The 15,979-nt window shown below is 64.4% G+C and carries 12 protein-coding genes; 5 read left to right on the top strand and 7 right to left on the bottom strand.

Annotation, left to right across the window (positions count from 1 at the left end; all coding sequences use genetic code 11):
* Positions 1-17: 17 nt before the first annotated feature.
* From F3H35_RS08345 to F3H35_RS08360, 4 genes are all read right to left on the bottom strand, one after another.
* Complete coding sequence (locus F3H35_RS08345; RefSeq protein WP_149779144.1) at positions 18-1,097, bottom strand: BMP family ABC transporter substrate-binding protein; 1,080 nt, start codon at positions 1,095-1,097, stop codon at positions 18-20.
* A 41-nt stretch (positions 1,098-1,138) separates the two neighbouring features.
* Positions 1,139-2,059 (bottom strand): ABC transporter permease, encoded by a 921-nt coding sequence (locus F3H35_RS08350; protein WP_007813874.1) that lies wholly within the window; start codon positions 2,057-2,059, stop codon positions 1,139-1,141.
* Positions 2,059-3,159 carry an ABC transporter permease gene (locus tag F3H35_RS08355; RefSeq protein ID WP_149779145.1) on the bottom strand — a complete coding sequence of 367 codons (1,101 nt, stop codon included), beginning with the start codon at positions 3,157-3,159 and terminating at the stop codon, positions 2,059-2,061. Before F3H35_RS08355 ends, F3H35_RS08350 begins: the two co-directional genes overlap by 1 nt.
* Before the next feature lie 117 nt (positions 3,160-3,276).
* On the bottom strand, positions 3,277-4,794 hold the full coding sequence (locus F3H35_RS08360; RefSeq protein WP_149779146.1) for an ABC transporter ATP-binding protein: 1,518 nt from the start codon (positions 4,792-4,794) through the stop codon (positions 3,277-3,279).
* Positions 4,795-4,980: 186 nt separating this feature from the next.
* Here F3H35_RS08360 and dnaE point away from each other — a divergent pair, with 186 nt between their 5' ends.
* Entirely contained in the window at positions 4,981-8,484 is a 3,504-nt protein-coding gene (gene dnaE / locus F3H35_RS08365) for a DNA polymerase III subunit alpha (RefSeq protein ID WP_149779147.1), read from the top strand.
* Between the two features lie 26 nt (positions 8,485-8,510).
* Here dnaE and F3H35_RS08370 read toward each other — a convergent pair whose 3' ends face one another.
* Complete coding sequence (locus F3H35_RS08370) at positions 8,511-8,705, bottom strand: SlyX family protein (RefSeq protein ID WP_149779148.1); 195 nt, start codon at positions 8,703-8,705, stop codon at positions 8,511-8,513.
* A 117-nt stretch (positions 8,706-8,822) separates the two neighbouring features.
* On the opposite strand from F3H35_RS08370, the gene hisS reads away from it, so the two are divergent.
* The 3 genes from hisS to hisG are packed head-to-tail and all read left to right on the top strand — an operon-like array spanning position 8,823 to position 12,072.
* A complete protein-coding gene (gene hisS, locus F3H35_RS08375) occupies positions 8,823-10,298 on the top strand; it encodes a histidine--tRNA ligase (RefSeq protein WP_149779149.1) in 1,476 nt (491 codons plus the stop codon).
* Positions 10,295-11,380: an ATP phosphoribosyltransferase regulatory subunit gene (locus F3H35_RS08380; protein ID WP_149779150.1), complete on the top strand. Its 1,086-nt coding sequence runs from the start codon at positions 10,295-10,297 to the stop codon at positions 11,378-11,380. The genes hisS and F3H35_RS08380 overlap by 4 nt, the downstream gene beginning before the upstream one ends.
* A complete protein-coding gene (gene hisG, locus F3H35_RS08385; RefSeq protein WP_149779151.1) occupies positions 11,377-12,072 on the top strand; it encodes an ATP phosphoribosyltransferase in 696 nt (231 codons plus the stop codon). The genes F3H35_RS08380 and hisG overlap by 4 nt, the downstream gene beginning before the upstream one ends.
* Before the next feature lie 190 nt (positions 12,073-12,262).
* Here the strand turns inward: hisG and F3H35_RS08390 are convergent, their stop codons facing one another.
* Together F3H35_RS08390 and F3H35_RS08395 are read right to left on the bottom strand one after the other, a co-directional pair.
* Entirely contained in the window at positions 12,263-12,856 is a 594-nt protein-coding gene (locus F3H35_RS08390) for an outer membrane protein (protein ID WP_149779152.1), read from the bottom strand.
* 277 nt (positions 12,857-13,133) lie between these two features.
* Positions 13,134-13,562, bottom strand: a complete 429-nt coding sequence (locus tag F3H35_RS08395; RefSeq protein ID WP_149779153.1) for a DUF1489 family protein — start codon at positions 13,560-13,562, stop codon at positions 13,134-13,136.
* 97 nt (positions 13,563-13,659) lie between these two features.
* Here F3H35_RS08395 and F3H35_RS08400 point away from each other — a divergent pair, with 97 nt between their 5' ends.
* Positions 13,660-15,939 carry an adenosylcobalamin-dependent ribonucleoside-diphosphate reductase gene (locus F3H35_RS08400; protein ID WP_149779154.1) on the top strand — a complete coding sequence of 760 codons (2,280 nt, stop codon included), beginning with the start codon at positions 13,660-13,662 and terminating at the stop codon, positions 15,937-15,939.
* The last annotated feature ends 40 nt before the right edge of the window (positions 15,940-15,979 follow it).

Raw genomic sequence — 15,979 nt, forward strand, 5'->3', positions numbered from 1 at the left:
GAAGGGCAGCGCCCGCCTTATTGCGGAATGTCGCCTTCCAGCCCCTCGACATAGAAATCCATGCCCAGAAGCGTGCCGTCATCGGCGGTTTCGCCTTCGGCCAGCCAGTCCGAGCCGTCCTGCTTTTTCAGCGGGCCGGTGAAGGGGTGATATTCACCCGAGGCGATGGCGGCTTTCATGGCCAGTGCCTCTTCGCGGACATCGGCGGGCACGGCGTCGGTGATCTCGCCGATCTCGACCATGCCTTCCTTGATGCCGTGCCAGACCTGCTGGGTTTCCCATGTACCGTCGATCACCGCTTGTGTCCGGGCGATGTAATAGGGCGCCCAATTGTCGATGATGGAGCTGACGCGCGGGAAGGGCTTGTATTCGGCCATGTCGGAGGCCTGTCCGAAGGTCACCACGCCGCCCGCCTTTTCGGCGGCCGCCTGAGGTGCGGTCGAGTCGGTGTGCTGCAGGATCACGTCGGCGCCCTGTTCGATCAGTGCCGTGGCGGCGTCGGCCTCTTTTGCGGGGTCGAACCAGGTATAGGCCCAGATGATCTTGAACTGCACATCGGGATTGACCTTGCGGGCATGGATGAAGGCGGCGTTGATGCCGCGGATGACCTCGGGGATCGGATAGGAAGCGATGTAGCCCACGATGTTGGATTTGGTCATCTTGCCGGCGATGTGGCCCTGGATCGCGCGGCCCTCGTAGAAGCGGGCCGAATAGGTCGCGAGGTTCGGCGCGGTCTTGTAGCCGGTGGCATGTTCGAATTTCACGTCGGGGAATTTCTCGGCCACGCTGACGGTGGCATCCATGAAGCCGAAGGAGGTGGTGAAGATCAGATCGGCGCCGCTGAGCGCCATCTGGGTGATCGCCCGGCTGGCATCGGCGCCTTCGGACACGCTTTCGCGGTAGATGGTTTCGACCTTGTCGCCGAAATGCTCCTCGATGGCGAGCCGGCCCTTGTCATGCTCATAGGTCCAGCCACCATCGCCGATCGGGCCGACATAGATGAAGCCGACCTTGGTCTTGTCGTCCTGCGCCAGCGCGATCGTGCTGGTCAGGCCAAGCGCCAGTACCGCGCCTGTGAGAAGGGTCTTTAGGGTCATGCGGAATACTCCCTGTTGGATTGAAAGTGGATGGCAGCGCCTCATTGCGAGGCATGGAAGATGCGGCCCAAAGAGCCGGGCGCGCGGGATTTGTCGGCGGACATGATGACCAGCACCAATATGGTCACGAGATAGGGCGACATCGACAGGTATTCGACCGGCACCGCGACGCCTGCCGCCTGAAGGTTGAGCTGCAGGACGCTGACACCGCCGAAGAGCCAAGCGCCGAGCAGCACGCGCCCGGCCTTCCAGGAGGCGAAGACCACCAGCGCCAGTGCGATCCAGCCGACGCCTGCGGTCATGCCTTCGGTCCATTGCGGCACGCGCACGAGGCTGAGATAGGCGCCGCCCAGACCGGCACAGGCGCCGCCGAAGGCGATGGCCAGCACCCGGACGCGCACCACCTTGTAGCCAAGCGCATGGGCGGCGTCGTGATTTTCGCCCACCGCCCGCAGGATCAGCCCGGCTCGGGTGTATTTGAGCATACCCCAGACCGCCGCCACCAGCGCCAGCGCGAGATACACCATCAGGTCATGCGAAAAGAGCACCGGGCCGAGGATCGGGATATCGCTGAGCAGGGGGATGTCGAGCTTGGGCGTGGGCGGCGGCTTGATGCCGACATAGCCTTGTCCGAGCAGCGAGCTCAGCCCAAGGCCGAACAGCGTGAGCGCCAGACCCGAGGCCACGTGATTGGCAAGCGCGATCTGGGTCAGGGCGGCAAAGAGCAGCGACAGCGCAGCACCCCCCAGGGCCGCCATCACGAAGCCCGCGAAAGGCGAGCCGGTATTGACAGCGATGGCGAAGCCGCAGATCGCGCCGGTGATCATCATCCCCTCGACCCCGAGGTTGAGAACGCCTGCGCGTTCCACCACCAGCTCGCCGATGGCCGCAAGAAGGATCGGTGTGGAGGCCGCAATGAGCGAGGCCAGCAGAAGCACGGGGTTGATCGAGGAGAGATCCATCACAGGCTCCGGCTGGGATCGGGGGCACGCGAAAGCAGGCGCAAGCGGTAGTTGGTCAGCACATCCACCGCCAGCAGGAAGAACAGAAGCATCCCCTGAAAGACCTGGATCGCGGCGGCGGGCAGGCCCAGTTCGGACTGGGCGATCTCGCCGCCGATATAGGTCAGCGCCATCAGCAGGCCCGCGGCCAGAATGCCCAACGGGTGCAGCCGGCCCAGAAAGGCGACGATGATCGCGGTGAAGCCGTAGCCCACATTGAAATCGATGCTGACCTGTCCGGCGGGGCCGGAGACTTCGAAAAGGCCCGCCATGCCCGCCAGGGCCCCGGATGTGCCAAGGCAGAAAAGGATCAGCCGGGCCGGATTGACGCCTGCGAAGCGCGCGGCGCGCGGTGCCTGACCGGTCAGGCGGATCTGGTAGCCCAGGATATGCCGGCCCAGCAGGATATGCGCGAAGATCACCGCGATCAGCGCCGCAACCACACCCCAATGCATCCCCGATCCCGCGATCAGCTCGGCATTATGGGCCGCAGGATAGTTCTGCAGGTTGCGGCTGCCGGGAAAGCCCATGCCCTCGGGGTTGCGCATCGGCCCGAGGGCCATGGCGGCGAGCAATTGCTCGGCCACGTAGACCAGCATCAGCGACACGAGGATTTCATTGGTGCCGAAGCGCAATTTGAGAAGCGCCGGGATCATCCCCCAGGCCAGCCCGCCAAGCGCGCCCGCAAGGATCATCAGCCCGAAGAGAAACCACGCATCGAGAGGGTAGAAGGCCAGCGCCACGCCTGCGCCGGTGAGCGCGCCGACAATATATTGCCCCTCGGCGCCGATATTCCAGATCCCCGCCCGGAAGCCGAGTGCGAGGCCGATGGCGATCAGCACGAGCGGTGCGCCCTTCACCAGAAGCTGGGGACGGTAGTAGAAGGCGAATTCACCGAAAAGCGGCTCCCAGAAGATGGTGGAGATGGCCGCGACCGGGTTCTTGCCCAAGGCGGCGAAGAGTGCGCCACCCGCCAGCATGGTGACCAGCACCGCGAGGACCGGCGAGAGGTAGATCCAGTGCCGCGCGGGCTGCGGGCGCTTTTCCAGCCGGAGCCTCATGGGCGGGCGGCCTTATTTGTGGGAGCGGTGCGGGGGGCTCTGCCCCCGACATTGAAAATCCGGGGATTTTCAACGCCTCCCCCGGGATATTTGAGGCCAGAAGAAACAGGGGGGCGCTCAGACATGGGCCACCTCCATGTCATGCGCGCCGCCCATCATCAGCCCGATCTGGTCGAGGCCGAGTTGGGCGGTGGGTCGGATCTCGGACAGGCGGCCTTCGTTGAGCGCGCCGAAACGGTCGGCGATTTCCATCAGTTCGTCGAGATCCTGGCTGATGCACAGGATCGCGGCGCCTTCGGCTGCGAGATCGAGCAGAGCCTGACGGATCGCGGCCGCGGCGGCGGCATCGACGCCCCATGTGGGCTGGTTGACGATCAGCACCTCGGGGCGTTGCAGCACCTCGCGGCCGATCACGAATTTCTGCAGGTTGCCGCCTGACAGCGCGCGCGCAGCAGTGCCGGGGCCGGGGGTGCGCACGTCGAAACGCGCGATGATGCGGCGCGCGAAACCTTCGGTCTCGGGCCAGCGGATGAAGCCGCGCGTCACCAGCCCCTCGCGGCCCGCGCCGGTGAGAAAGGCGTTTTCCGTGAGGCTCATGTCCGGGGCCGCGGCATGGCCCAGCCGTTCCTCGGGGGCGGCGAGAAGGCCCAGGCGGCGCCGTGCATCGGGGCGCAGCCGGCCGATGGGCGTGCCATGCAGGCGGATCGCGTCCGAGGGGCTGCGCAGTTCGCCCGAAAGGGCGGCGAGGAGTTCGTCCTGACCGTTGCCGGCGACACCGCCGATGCCGATGATTTCCCCTGAGCGGAGGGAGAAGCGGATATCTTTCAGAGCGGTGCCGAAAGGGCTGGGCGAGTGGAGCGAGAGGCCGGTGACCTCGAGCGCGACGTCCCCAAGCGGGCGGGCTGCGCGGGTCGGCGGGGTGATCGCCGTGCCGACCATCATCTGCGCCATCTCGCGGGCGGTGGTCTCGGCGGGCAGGCAGGTGCCGACATTGCGCCCCTGCCGCAGGATCGTGGCGCGGTCGCACAGCGCGCGGATTTCCTCGAGCTTGTGGGAAATGTAGAGGATGGCCACGCCTTCGGCGGTCAGTTTGCGCAGGGTCGAAAAGAGGATCTCGACCTCTTGCGGGGTCAGCACCGAGGTGGGCTCGTCCATGATCAGAAGCCGGGGGTCCTGCAGCAGGCAGCGCAGGATCTCGACCCGCTGGCGTTCGCCGGCCGACAGATCGCCCACCACCCGGTCGGGATCGAGCGGCAGGCCGTAGGTTTCGCTGACCGCGCGGATGCGGCGCGCCAGATCCCCCATAGGCGGCGGGGTTTCCATCCCGAGGGCGATATTCTCGGCGACGCTGAGCGCGTCGAAGAGCGAGAAGTGCTGAAACACCATGGCCACGCCGCAGGCCCGGGCAGCGCGCGGCTCGGCGGGGGCATAGGGCGCGCCGTGCAATGTCATGGTGCCGCTGTCAGGCTTGACCAGCCCGTAGATCATCTTGACCAGCGTGGATTTGCCGGCGCCGTTTTCGCCCAGAAGCGCATGCACCTCGCCGCGGCCTATGTCGAAGGACACGTCGTCATTTGCGACGGCGCCGGGATAGGCCTTGGTCAGTCCCGAGATGGCAAGAAGGCTGGCTGTCACGCGGTCCCCTGATGCGTTGTGATGGGCGGCTGACCGATGACTAGCGCAGGCGTGGCGGGATGGGCAATGGTCCGGGGCGCTTTTCCGGGCCAAAGCCGGCAGCTTTGACTGCGGCTTGGGCAAAAAACGCGCGCCTTGCGGGATCGTGGCTTTTGCCGGGGCGCGCGGGCGGCTAATCTGCGGGGCATGAGCAGTTCCCCCCGATTCATTCATCTTCGCGTCCATACCGAATATTCCCTGCTGGAAGGTGCTGTGCGGCTCAAGTCGCTGGCGGGCCTGTGCGAGAAGGCGGGGATGCCGGCGGTGGCGGTGACCGACACCAACAACATGTTCGCCGCACTGGAGTTTTCCGTCACCGCGAGCGGGGCGGGCATCCAGCCGATCATGGGCTGTCAGGTCGATCTGGACTATCTCGAGACCCAGCCGGGTGAGCGGGCCAAGCCGCCTGCGCCGCTGGTTCTGCTGGCCCAGAACGAGGCGGGCTACGAGAACCTGATGAAGCTCAACTCGTGTCTCTATCTGCGCGGCGACGGGCAATTGCCGCATGTCACGCTGGCTGAGCTCGAAGCGCATGCGGAGGGGGTGATCTGTCTGACGGGTGGGCCGGACGGGCCGGTGGGGCGCTTGTTGCAGGCCGGGCAGCGCCCGGCGGCCGAGGCGTTGATGGGCCAGTTGCTGGAGGCGTTCGCAGACCGGCTTTATGTCGAGCTGCAGCGTCACCCGGGCGAGGATGGCGCGCCCGAGGCCGAACGGCTGACCGAGCGGGGCTTTGTCGAGATGGCCTATGCGATGGGTATTCCGCTGGTGGCCACGAATGACGTCTATTTCCCCGATGCGGGCATGTACGAGGCGCATGATGCGCTCTTGTGTGTGGCCGAGGGCACCTATGTCGATCAGGCCGAGCCGCGCCGGAGGCTGACCGCGCAGCATTACTTCAAGACGCCGCAGGAGATGGCGACGCTTTTCGCCGATCTGCCCGAGGCGCTGGAGAATACCGTCGAGATCGCGCGGCGCTGTGCCTTTGGCGCCTACAGGCGCGATCCGATCCTGCCGCGCTTTGCCGATGACGAGGTGGACGAGCTGCGCCGTCAGGCCAAGGAGGGGCTGGAGGCGCGGCTGGCGGTGATCCCGCATGCCGCCTCGGTGGAGGAGTATCACAAGCGGCTGGAGTTCGAACTGGGCATCATCGAGGGAATGGGCTTTCCGGGCTATTTCCTGATCGTTGCTGATTTCATCAAATGGGCCAAGGAACAGGATATTCCGGTGGGGCCGGGGCGCGGCTCGGGGGCGGGCAGTCTGGTGGCCTATGCCTTGACCATCACCGATCTCGATCCGCTGCGCTACAGCCTGCTGTTCGAACGCTTCCTGAACCCCGAGCGGGTCAGTATGCCGGATTTCGACATCGATTTCTGCATGGATCGCCGAGAGGAGGTGATCCAGTATGTGCAGCGCAAATACGGGCGCGACAAGGTGGGGCAGATCATCACCTTCGGTGCGCTTCTGTCCAAGGCTGCCGTGCGCGATATCGGCCGGGTGCTGCAGATGCCCTATGGCCAGGTCGACAAGCTGTCGAAGATGATCCCCGTGGAAGGGGTCAAGCCGGTGTCGATCCAGCAGGCCTTGGCACAGGAGGATCGCCTGCGAGAGGCGGCGCGCAGCGAAGAGGTCGTGGACCGGCTGCTGAATTACGGCATGAAGGTCGAGGGGCTGTTGCGCAATGCCTCGACCCATGCGGCGGGGGTGGTGATCGGGGACAGGCCGCTGGATGCGCTGGTTCCGCTCTATCAGGATCCGCGCTCGGACATGCCGGCCACGCAATTCAACATGAAATGGGTCGAGCAGGCAGGGCTGGTCAAGTTCGACTTTCTGGGTCTCAAGACGCTGACGGTGATCCAGAACGCGATCGGGCAGATCCATGCCGAGGGGCGCGACCTGCATATCGCTGCCGATGGCAGCACCATCTATGAGCCGTTCGAGGGCGCCGAGAACGATATCGGCCAGATCCCGCTGGATGACGCCAAGACCTATGAGCTTTACGCGCGCGCAAGGACGGTGGCGGTGTTCCAGGTGGAAAGCTCGGGCATGATGGATGCGCTCAAGCGGATGAAACCCACCTGCATCGAGGACATCGTGGCGCTTGTGGCGCTCTATCGTCCCGGCCCGATGGAGAACATCCCCAAATATTGCGAGGTCAAGAACGCGCTGAGCGAGCGTGACAGGCTGCATCCGCTGATCGACCATATCCTCGACGAGACGCAGGGCATCATCGTCTATCAGGAACAGGTGATGCAGATCGCGCAGGAGATGGCGGGCTATACGCTTGGCGGTGCTGACCTTTTGCGCCGCGCCATGGGCAAGAAGATCCAGGCCGCGATGGATGCCGAACGCCCCAAGTTCATCGCCGGGGCCAAGGCCAACGGGGTGGATGACGCCAAGGCGCTGGAAGTGTGGAACCTGCTCGACAAGTTCGCCAATTACGGCTTCAACAAATCGCACGCGGCGGCCTATGCGGTGGTCAGCTATCAGACGGCGTGGCTCAAGGCCAACCACCCGGTCGAATTCATGGCCGGGGTGATGAATTGCGATATCCACCTGACCGACAAGCTGGCGGTCTATTTCCAGGAAGTGAAGAAGGGGCTGCAACTGCCCTATGCGCCGCCTTGCGTGAACCGGTCGGATGCGGTCTTTCAGGTGCGCGGCGGCGTGCTGCATTACGCGCTTGGTGCGCTCAAGAACGTCGGCGTCGAGGCGATGCGCCTGATCGTGGAGGGGCGCGGCGACAAGCCCTTTGCGACGCTTTACGATGTCGCGCGGCGCGTCGATCTGAAACGGATCGGCAAGCGGCCGCTTGAGATGCTGGCGCGCGCCGGGGCCTTCGATGAGCTTGATCGCAACCGGCGCCGCGTGTTCGACAGCATCGAGCCGCTGATGAACTATTCGGCGGCGATTTTCGATCAGAAGACCTCGAGCCAGGTGTCGCTCTTTGGCGAGGCGGGCGACGATCTGCCCGAGCCGCGCCTCAGCCCGGTGGAGGATTGGCTGCCCGCCGAGCGCCTGACCGAGGAATTCAAGGCGATCGGCTTTTACCTGTCGGGCCATCCACTCGACGACTACATGGGCGCGCTGCGGCGCAAGGACGTCAAGACCCTCGACGAGGTCACTGCAATGGCCGAGCAAAAGGGCGCGCTGGTGGCCAAGATGGCCGGTGTCGTGTCAGGCAGGCAGGAGCGCAAATCGGCGCGCGGCAACCGGTTTGCCTTTGTGCAATTGTCGGACACGACCGGCGGCTTCGAGGTGACGCTGTTTTCCGAAACGCTGGAGAAATCCCGCGATCATCTGGAGACCGGTGCGCAGGTCGTGGTCACGGTCGAGGCGACGATGGAAAGCGATCAGCTGAAACTGCTTGGCCGGGCTGTGTCACCAATCGACGGGGTCGTGGCGGATGCGGGCGCCATGGGGCTGCGTATCTTCGTCGAAACCGAAGAGGCGATTCCCTCGGTGGCCTCGGTGCTGCAGAACGCGGTCACATCGGTCAAATCCGGGGGGCGCGGGCCGATCCGGTTCTGCCTGATGGGGCCGAGCCTTCCGGGTGAGATCGAGATCGACACAGGGCAGGACTACCCTGTTACCCCGCAAATCAAGGGCGCAATCAAAAGCCTGAGCGGCGTTCTGGCTGTGGAAGAGATGTAGCGCGCCGGTGATCGCAGGGCCACGCCTTACCAGTGCGGCGGGCGTTCATCGCCAAGCGTGATACCGCCGCCCAGATCGCTTTCGCGTTCCGCCTCGCGCTCGAGCAGCAGTTGCACCCGGCGCGTCAACAGGGCGATCTCGCGTTCCTGCCGGGTCACGACATCCGACAGATCGTCAAGCGCGCGGGTCAGATGGGCGATTTGTTCTTCAAGCGTATCCATGCGTCGAGCTAGCGGTTTTGGGCTGTCGACGTCAATCGCCTTGTTGCCCCGGCTTGCCCCCGCGTGCCCCTTCGGCTAGACGCTGCGACAAGCAGCAAACCCCGGTGGATCCCCCAGATGGCCAAGGAAAAGAAACAGCCCCGCCCCAAGGCCGAGACGCCCAAGGGCTTTCGCGATTACTTCGGCACCGAAGTGACCGAGCGCGCCGAGATGTTGCGCAAGATTGCGGGCGTGTATCATCTTTATGGGTTCGAGGCGCTTGAATCGAGCGCGGTGGAAACCGTCGAGGCGTTGGGCAAGTTCCTGCCGGATGTGGACCGGCCGAATGAAGGCGTGTTTGCCTGGCAGGAGGACGAGGGCGACTGGCTGGCGCTGCGCTATGATCTCACGGCACCGCTGGCGCGGGTCTATGCGCAGCACCGCAACGATCTGCCGACGCCCTACAGGCGCTATGCAATGGGGCCTGTCTGGCGTAATGAAAAGCCGGGGCCGGGGCGGTTTCGTCAGTTTTATCAATGCGATGCGGATACGGTTGGCGCGCCTTCGGTGGCGGCTGACGCCGAGATCTGCGCGATGCTGGCCGACACCCTGGAACAGGTGGGCATCCCGCGCGGCGACTACATCGTGCGGGTGAACAACCGCAAGGTTCTCAATGGTGTGCTCGAGGTCATGGGGCTGGACGAGGGCGCGCAGCGCGATGCCGTCCTGCGCACCATCGACAAGTTCGACAAGGTAGGCGAAAGCGGTGTGCGCGAGTTGCTGGGCAAGGGGCGGCTGGACGCCTCGGGCGCCTATATCGACGGGGTCGGGCTGAGCGACGATCAGGCGGGGCCGGTGCTGGCGTTCCTCACGTCAAAGGCTGAGACTGCGGCGCGGACGCTGGACAATCTGCGTGCCGCCGTGGGGGAGAGCGCGATTGGTCTTGAGGGTGTGCAAGAGCTTGAAACCATTGCCGATCTTCTGGAGGCCCAAGGCTATGGGCCGGACCGGATCGTGATCGATCCATCGGTCGTGCGGGGGCTTGGATATTACACCGGGCCTGTGTTCGAAGCCGAGTTGACCTTTGAAATCCTTGATGAAAAAGGCCGCAAGCGGCAATTCGGCTCGGTTGCGGGGGGCGGGCGTTATGACGATCTGGTCAAGCGCTTTACCGGGCAGGCGGTGCCGGCGACGGGTGTGTCCATCGGGGTGGACCGGCTGCTGGCGGCGCTGCGCGAAAAGGGCCGGATCGGCGGGACGGTGGAAGGTCCGGTGGTGGTGACCGTGATGGACCGCGACCGGATGGCCGATTATCAACATATGGTGGGTGAATTGCGGCGCGCGGGTATCCGGGCGGAGGTGTATCTGGGCAATCCGAAGAACTTCGGAAACCAGATGAAATACGCCGACCGGCGCGGTGCGCCCATCGCGGTGATCGAGGGCGGCGACGAGAAAGAGCGCGGCGTCATCCAGATCAAGGACCTGATCCTCGGGGCGCAGATGGCCGAGAATGCGACCCTCGAAGAGTGGAAGGAACGACCCAGCCAGTTCGAGGTTCCGCGCGCGCAACTTGTTGAAAAGGTGCGTAAAATTCTGGACGGGCAGGGGCAATGACCGACCGCGCCGCGATCCGGGCCGAGGCGGCGCGGCTGCGCGCGGTCTTCGAGGCCGAGGGGGCGCAGCCGGTGGAAACGACGGTGCTGCAACCCGCCGAGGTCCTGCTTGATCTCTATGGCGAGGATATGCGGGCGCGGGCCTATGTGACCTCGGATGCGTTGCGCGGGGAGCAGATGCTCAGGCCGGATTTCACGGTGCCGGTGGTGCAGATGCATATGGCGCATGGGGCGGAACCGGCCTGTTACACCTATTCCGGGGAGGTTTTTCGGCGGCAGGAGGACGATCCCGACCGGGCCAACGAATATATGCAGGTCGGCTTCGAACTGTTTGACCGCGCGGCGCCAGAGGCGGCGGATGCACGTGTTTTCTGCATTATTTTCAATGCCTTGGAGCCTCTGGGCCTGCGCGCAGCGACCGGTGATATCGGCCTCTTGATGGCGGCGGTGGGCGGCTTGCGGACCACCGAGGCGCGCAAGAAGGCGTTGTTGCGGCATATCTGGAGGCCGAGACGGTTTCGGGCATTGATGGATCGCTATTCTGGCCGGGTGCCGGTGCCGGAGAGCCGGGCGGCGCTGCTGGCCAAGGCGGAGCCGATGGCCGAGGCGGGGCCGATGATCGGATTGCGCAGCGAAGCGGAAATACTGAGCCGGATCAAAGCCTTGCAAGAGGATGCTCAGGTTGCGCCGATCTCGGATGACGAGGTGGCGCTGATCGATGCCATTCTGGCCGTGCGAGAAACGTCCGATAACGCCTTGGAAAGATTGCGAGATATTGCAGTGGACATGGGCGCGATCCAACCTGCGGTGGACCGGCTGGCGCGGCGTCTGGAGGCGATGGCGGGACGCGGTCTGGACATCACCAAGCTTGATTTCGAGGCCAGTTACGGGCGCACCAACATGGAATACTATGACGGCTTTGTCTTTGGATTCTATGCAGAAAAACGGCCTGACCTGCCGCCTGTGGCGACCGGCGGGCGCTATGACGCGCTGACCCGACAGCTGGGTCGTGGACGAGAGATACCGGCGGTCGGCGGAGTGGTGCGGCCGGGGCTGGTGGTGGATCTGGGGGGGCTGTCATGAGCCTCAAGCTGGGGGTGCCGTCCAAGGGGCGGCTGATGGAAAAAACCTTTGAATGGTTCGGCAAGCGCGGCATCGAACTGGGCCGTGCGGGATCGGATCGCGAATATGCGGGCTATGTCCAAGGTATTGATAATGTTGACCTTGTTCTCTTGTCTGCCGGGGAAATCCCAAGAGAGCTGGCCGCTGGGCGCATCCATCTTGGGGTGACGGGCACCGATCTGGTGCGCGAGAAACTGGGCCAATGGGACAATCGGGTCGAGGAAATCGCTGAGCTGGGCTTTGGTCAGGCCGATCTGGTGCTGGCGGTGCCGGGCGCATGGGTCGATGTGAACACGCTGGACGATCTTGATGCAGTGGCTTCAGCATTCCGCGCAACCCACGGATTTCGTTTGAGAATTGCCACGAAGTATCACCGACTTGTGCGGGAGTTTCTGCGCGAGAACGGGGTGGCGGATTACCAGCTTGTGGACAGTCAGGGCGCCACGGAAGGCACGGTGAAGAACGAGACCGCCGAGGCGATTGCCGATATCACCTCGACCGGTGACACCTTGCGCGCCAACCATTTGAAAATATTGGAAGATGGGCTGATCCTGCGCAGTCAGGCGACGTTGTTTCGGGCCCGGCGCGTGCCGTTGAGCGACATGGATCGCAGCACCCTCGCGGAGTTGCTCAAGAGCCTGTCGCTCGACTGACATCCTGTCGTACGATCCGTACGAAACCTACGCGCCTTTGGGACGAAACCGGGACCCGATCGCGGGATTTGTGTCCATCCTGTACGCAATCGTTGCGGTATAACGGAAGACGACGGCAAAACGGGCGTGCCGGGGAGGGCACGCCCGTCAGGGTCCGGAGGGAGGGACCATCGCGGGTCAGGGACCCGGATCAGAAGCGGAACGCACCACGCAGCTGAACGGTGGTGGCATCCACATCGGTCGTGGTCGAGTTGAAATTGTCGAACTCGTGATAGAGCACTTCGCCACCGAGCGAGATATTCTGGGTGACCATGTGCTCATAGCCCGCGCCGATGAAATAGCCGTCATCGTCACCGAGCGTGCTGGTGTCGGCCTGCGCCCAGCCACCTGTGCCATAGAGCAAGCCATTGCCGATCTTGTAGCCGCCGCGCGCCTTGACGCGGAACACGTTCTCGAGCGTGGGATTGCCCGCGCCAAGACCGATATCGGCCCAGTCGTAATCCAGACCGCCGCCGACGACCCATTGGCCGAAATCGTAATCATAGCCCGCGATCAGGCCGCCGATCACATCGTCGCCGCTGACGCCGGGCAGATTGGTGTCGACATTGCCCCAGCCGATCTGACCGCCCACATACGGCCCGGTCCAGTCGGGGCTGGAGGGGACAGGCGGTGGTGCCGGTGTGGCGATGACCGGATCGGGTTCTGGGGGCGTCGCCGAGCCGGCAAGGGCCGGACCCGTGGCGAGGGCCAGTGCGGCCAATAGAGTGGAACCTTGTTTCAACATCGCTCAAACCTCTTTCTTGTCATGTCGATCTCCGCGCGGTGATGCGGATTTACCTTGTCGAAACCTTCGGGTCGGGAAGGGCCGAAGATGCCCGGATGCAGGATGTGCCTGCTTGGGTGTGACAGAGGTGGGCCGGTTGTGCGGCACGATCAACCGATGCGCGCGCAGGCAGCATGTTCCTGCCCGTTGACGCCGGGTGATGCGCTGAAAAATGCCGGTTTTCAGAGGAAATTAGCCCAAAAGCCGGGCGAGCGGTCAAAACCCCGTGAGGCGCGCGTCAGATGACGCCGATATCGGCCAAGGCCGCCGAAAGCTCGGGCGGGAGGCTGTCTTCGTTCTGGCGGTGGGCGGCCAGATCGGCGGGCGCATCGGAGGGCTGCAGGTAGCGCCAGCCCTGAAAGGGACGCTTGGGCGCGGTGGTTGTGCGGATGATTTCGGGGTCGAGGACAAAGGCGCAGCGGCGAATGCCGTCGGCGCCGGTGACCTCGTCGAACCGCAGGATGCGCTGGCGGCATTGCACGAGGCCCTGCACCACCCAATAGATCGAGCCGCCGTCCAGCACCTCGTCGGCGCGTTTGGGCCACATGCGGGTGATGTGGCGCGGCTGGCCGTCGGGGCCGCGCGCCTGCGCCGAGGACTGCCAGCGCATCAGGCTTTCGACGCTGTCGGAACCGACGCTGAGCTTGATGAGATGCAGTTTGGCCATGTGGTGCGATTCCCCCCGAACAGGCCACATAGGGTAGTGGAAATGCGGAGGGCTTCAAGCTATTGTGTGTCTTCCCGAGCTGCCGAGGAGTCGCACCATGTCCTGTTTCACCGCCCCCATCGCCCAATCCATCTGGGACATGAAGTATCGCCTGAAAGAGGCGGATGGCACGCCCATAGACAAGAGCGTCGAGGATACATGGCGGCGAATCGCGAGGTCGCTGGCGGCGGTCGAGGATGAGCCTGCGCATTGGGAGCAGAAATTCTATGCGGCGCTGGAGGATTTCAAATACCTGCCGGCGGGGCGGATCACCGCGGGGGCGGGCACCGGGCGCGGCGTGACGTTGTTCAACTGTTTCGTGATGGGCACGATCCCGGACGATATGGGCGGGATCTTCGAGATGCTGAAGGAGGCCGCGCTGACCATGCAGCAGGGTGGCGGGATCGGCTATGATTTCAGCACGATCCGGCCCAAGGGCGCCGAGGTGAAAAGCGTGGCCGCCGATGCCAGCGGGCCGCTCAGCTTCATGGATGTATGGGATGCGATGTGCCGCACCATCATGAGCGCGGGCAGCCGGCGCGGCGCGATGATGGCGACGATGCGCTGCGACCATCCCGATATCGAGGATTTCATCGCCGCCAAGGCGGATGCCGCACGGCTGCGGATGTTCAACCTGTCGGTGCTGGTGACGGATGATTTCATGGAGGCGGTCAAGGCGGACGGGCCGTGGGAGCTGGAGTTCGGCGGCAAGGTCTATCGCACTGTAGAAGCGCGCGACCTGTGGAACCGGATCATGCAGGCGACCTATGATTACGCCGAACCGGGGGTGATCTTCATCGACCGGATCAATGCGGCCAACAACCTCAATTACTGCGAGACGATTTCGGCCACCAACCCGTGCGGCGAGCAGCCCCTGCCGCCTTATGGCGCCTGTCTGCTGGGGTCGATCAACATGGCGCGGCTGGTGACGGACCCGTTCGGGCCGGAGGCCGCGCTGGATGAGGATGCGCTGGACGATCTGGTGGCCGTGGCGGTGCGGATGATGGACAATGTGGTGGATGCCAGCCGCTTTCCGCTGGAGGCGCAGGCCCGCGAGGCCGAGGCCAAGCGGCGGATCGGGCTGGGGGTCACCGGGCTTGCGGATGCGCTGTTGATGGTGGGGCTGCGCTATGGCAGCGACGAGGCGGTGGCGCAGACCGAGGCGTGGCTGCATCAGATCGCGCGCGCGGCCTATCTGGCGAGTGTGGATCTGGCGCGTGAGAAGGGGCCGTTTCCGCTGTTCGATGCGGGGGCGTTTCTGGCGTCGGGGAATATGCGCGGGATGGATGCGGATGTGCGCGAGGCGATCGCCGAGCACGGCATTCGCAACGCTCTGTTGACCTCGATCGCGCCGACGGGAACCATCAGCCTTTACGCGGGCAATGTGAGTTCGGGGATCGAGCCGGTCTTCGCCTATTCCTACACCCGCAAGGTGTTGCAGAAGGACGGCAGCCGCACCGAGGAAGAGGTGGTGGATTACGCCGTGCAGATGTGGCGCGAAAAGTTCGGCGATGCCGAATTGCCCGACTATTTCGTGAACGCGCAGACGCTGGCGCCCGAGGATCACGTCAAGATGCAGGCCGCCGCACAACGCTGGGTGGACAGCAGTATCTCCAAGACGATCAATTGCCCCGCCGATATCGGGTTCGAGGCGTTCAAGGATGTCTACATGCAGGCCTATGAGACGGGCTGCAAGGGCTGCACCACCTATCGGCCCAACGATGTGACGGGCAGCGTGCTGAGCGTGTCGGAGGCCAGCGACGCGGCCCCCGGAGAGGCCGGTGCGCAGATGCCCCATGAGGGCGGCGAGATCGTCTATATGTCAGAGCCGCTGGACCGGCCCACGGAGCTGGAGGGGGCGACCTACAAGCTGAAATGGCCCGACAGCAACCATGCGATCTATATCACGGTGAACGATATCGTGCTGCATGGGCACCGGCGGCCCTTCGAGGTGTTCATCAACTCGAAGAACATGGAGCATTTCGCCTGGACCGTGGCGCTGACGCGGATGATCTCGGCGGTGTTCCGGCGCGGCGGCGATGTGAGTTTCGTGGTCGAGGAGCTGAAGGCGGTGTTCGATCCGCGCGGCGGCGCGTGGATGCAGGGCAAGTACATCCCGTCGATCCTTGCGGCGATCGGGGGGATTCTCGAGCAGCACATGATCTCGATCGGATTCCTGGAGGGCGAGGGGCTTGGGCTGAAGTCGGACCCGACGCAGACGGTGGTGAATTTCGACGCGCCGCGCGGACCAAGCTGCCCGTCCTGCGGCGGATATGACATGCGGATGATCGAAGGCTGCATGACCTGCGCCAGCTGCGGACATTCGAAATGCGGGTAAGGCAGGGCTGAGGCCGGGGCTGTGATCGGACAGAGGCGCG

It is taken from the genome of Roseovarius litoreus, from assembly GCF_900142765.1.
GTDB lineage: Bacteria > Pseudomonadota > Alphaproteobacteria > Rhodobacterales > Rhodobacteraceae > Roseovarius > Roseovarius litoreus.

What these genes read in the sequence shown, in the direction of transcription:
- F3H35_RS08345 (WP_149779144.1), bottom strand. Translation starts at nt 1,097, where the DNA reads ATGACCCTAAAGACCCTTCTCACAGGCGCGGTACTGGCGCTTGGCCTG.
- F3H35_RS08350 (WP_007813874.1), bottom strand. Translation starts at nt 2,059, where the DNA reads ATGGATCTCTCCTCGATCAACCCCGTGCTTCTGCTGGCCTCGCTCATT.
- F3H35_RS08355 (WP_149779145.1), bottom strand. Translation starts at nt 3,159, where the DNA reads ATGAGGCTCCGGCTGGAAAAGCGCCCGCAGCCCGCGCGGCACTGGATC.
- dnaE (WP_149779147.1), top strand. Translation starts at nt 4,981, where the DNA reads ATGAGCAGTTCCCCCCGATTCATTCATCTTCGCGTCCATACCGAATAT.
- F3H35_RS08370 (WP_149779148.1), bottom strand. Translation starts at nt 8,705, where the DNA reads ATGGATACGCTTGAAGAACAAATCGCCCATCTGACCCGCGCGCTTGAC.
- hisS (WP_149779149.1), top strand. Translation starts at nt 8,823, where the DNA reads ATGGCCAAGGAAAAGAAACAGCCCCGCCCCAAGGCCGAGACGCCCAAG.
- F3H35_RS08380 (WP_149779150.1), top strand. Translation starts at nt 10,295, where the DNA reads ATGACCGACCGCGCCGCGATCCGGGCCGAGGCGGCGCGGCTGCGCGCG.
- hisG (WP_149779151.1), top strand. Translation starts at nt 11,377, where the DNA reads ATGAGCCTCAAGCTGGGGGTGCCGTCCAAGGGGCGGCTGATGGAAAAA.
- F3H35_RS08390 (WP_149779152.1), bottom strand. Translation starts at nt 12,856, where the DNA reads ATGTTGAAACAAGGTTCCACTCTATTGGCCGCACTGGCCCTCGCCACG.
- F3H35_RS08395 (WP_149779153.1), bottom strand. Translation starts at nt 13,562, where the DNA reads ATGGCCAAACTGCATCTCATCAAGCTCAGCGTCGGTTCCGACAGCGTC.
- F3H35_RS08400 (WP_149779154.1), top strand. Translation starts at nt 13,660, where the DNA reads ATGTCCTGTTTCACCGCCCCCATCGCCCAATCCATCTGGGACATGAAG.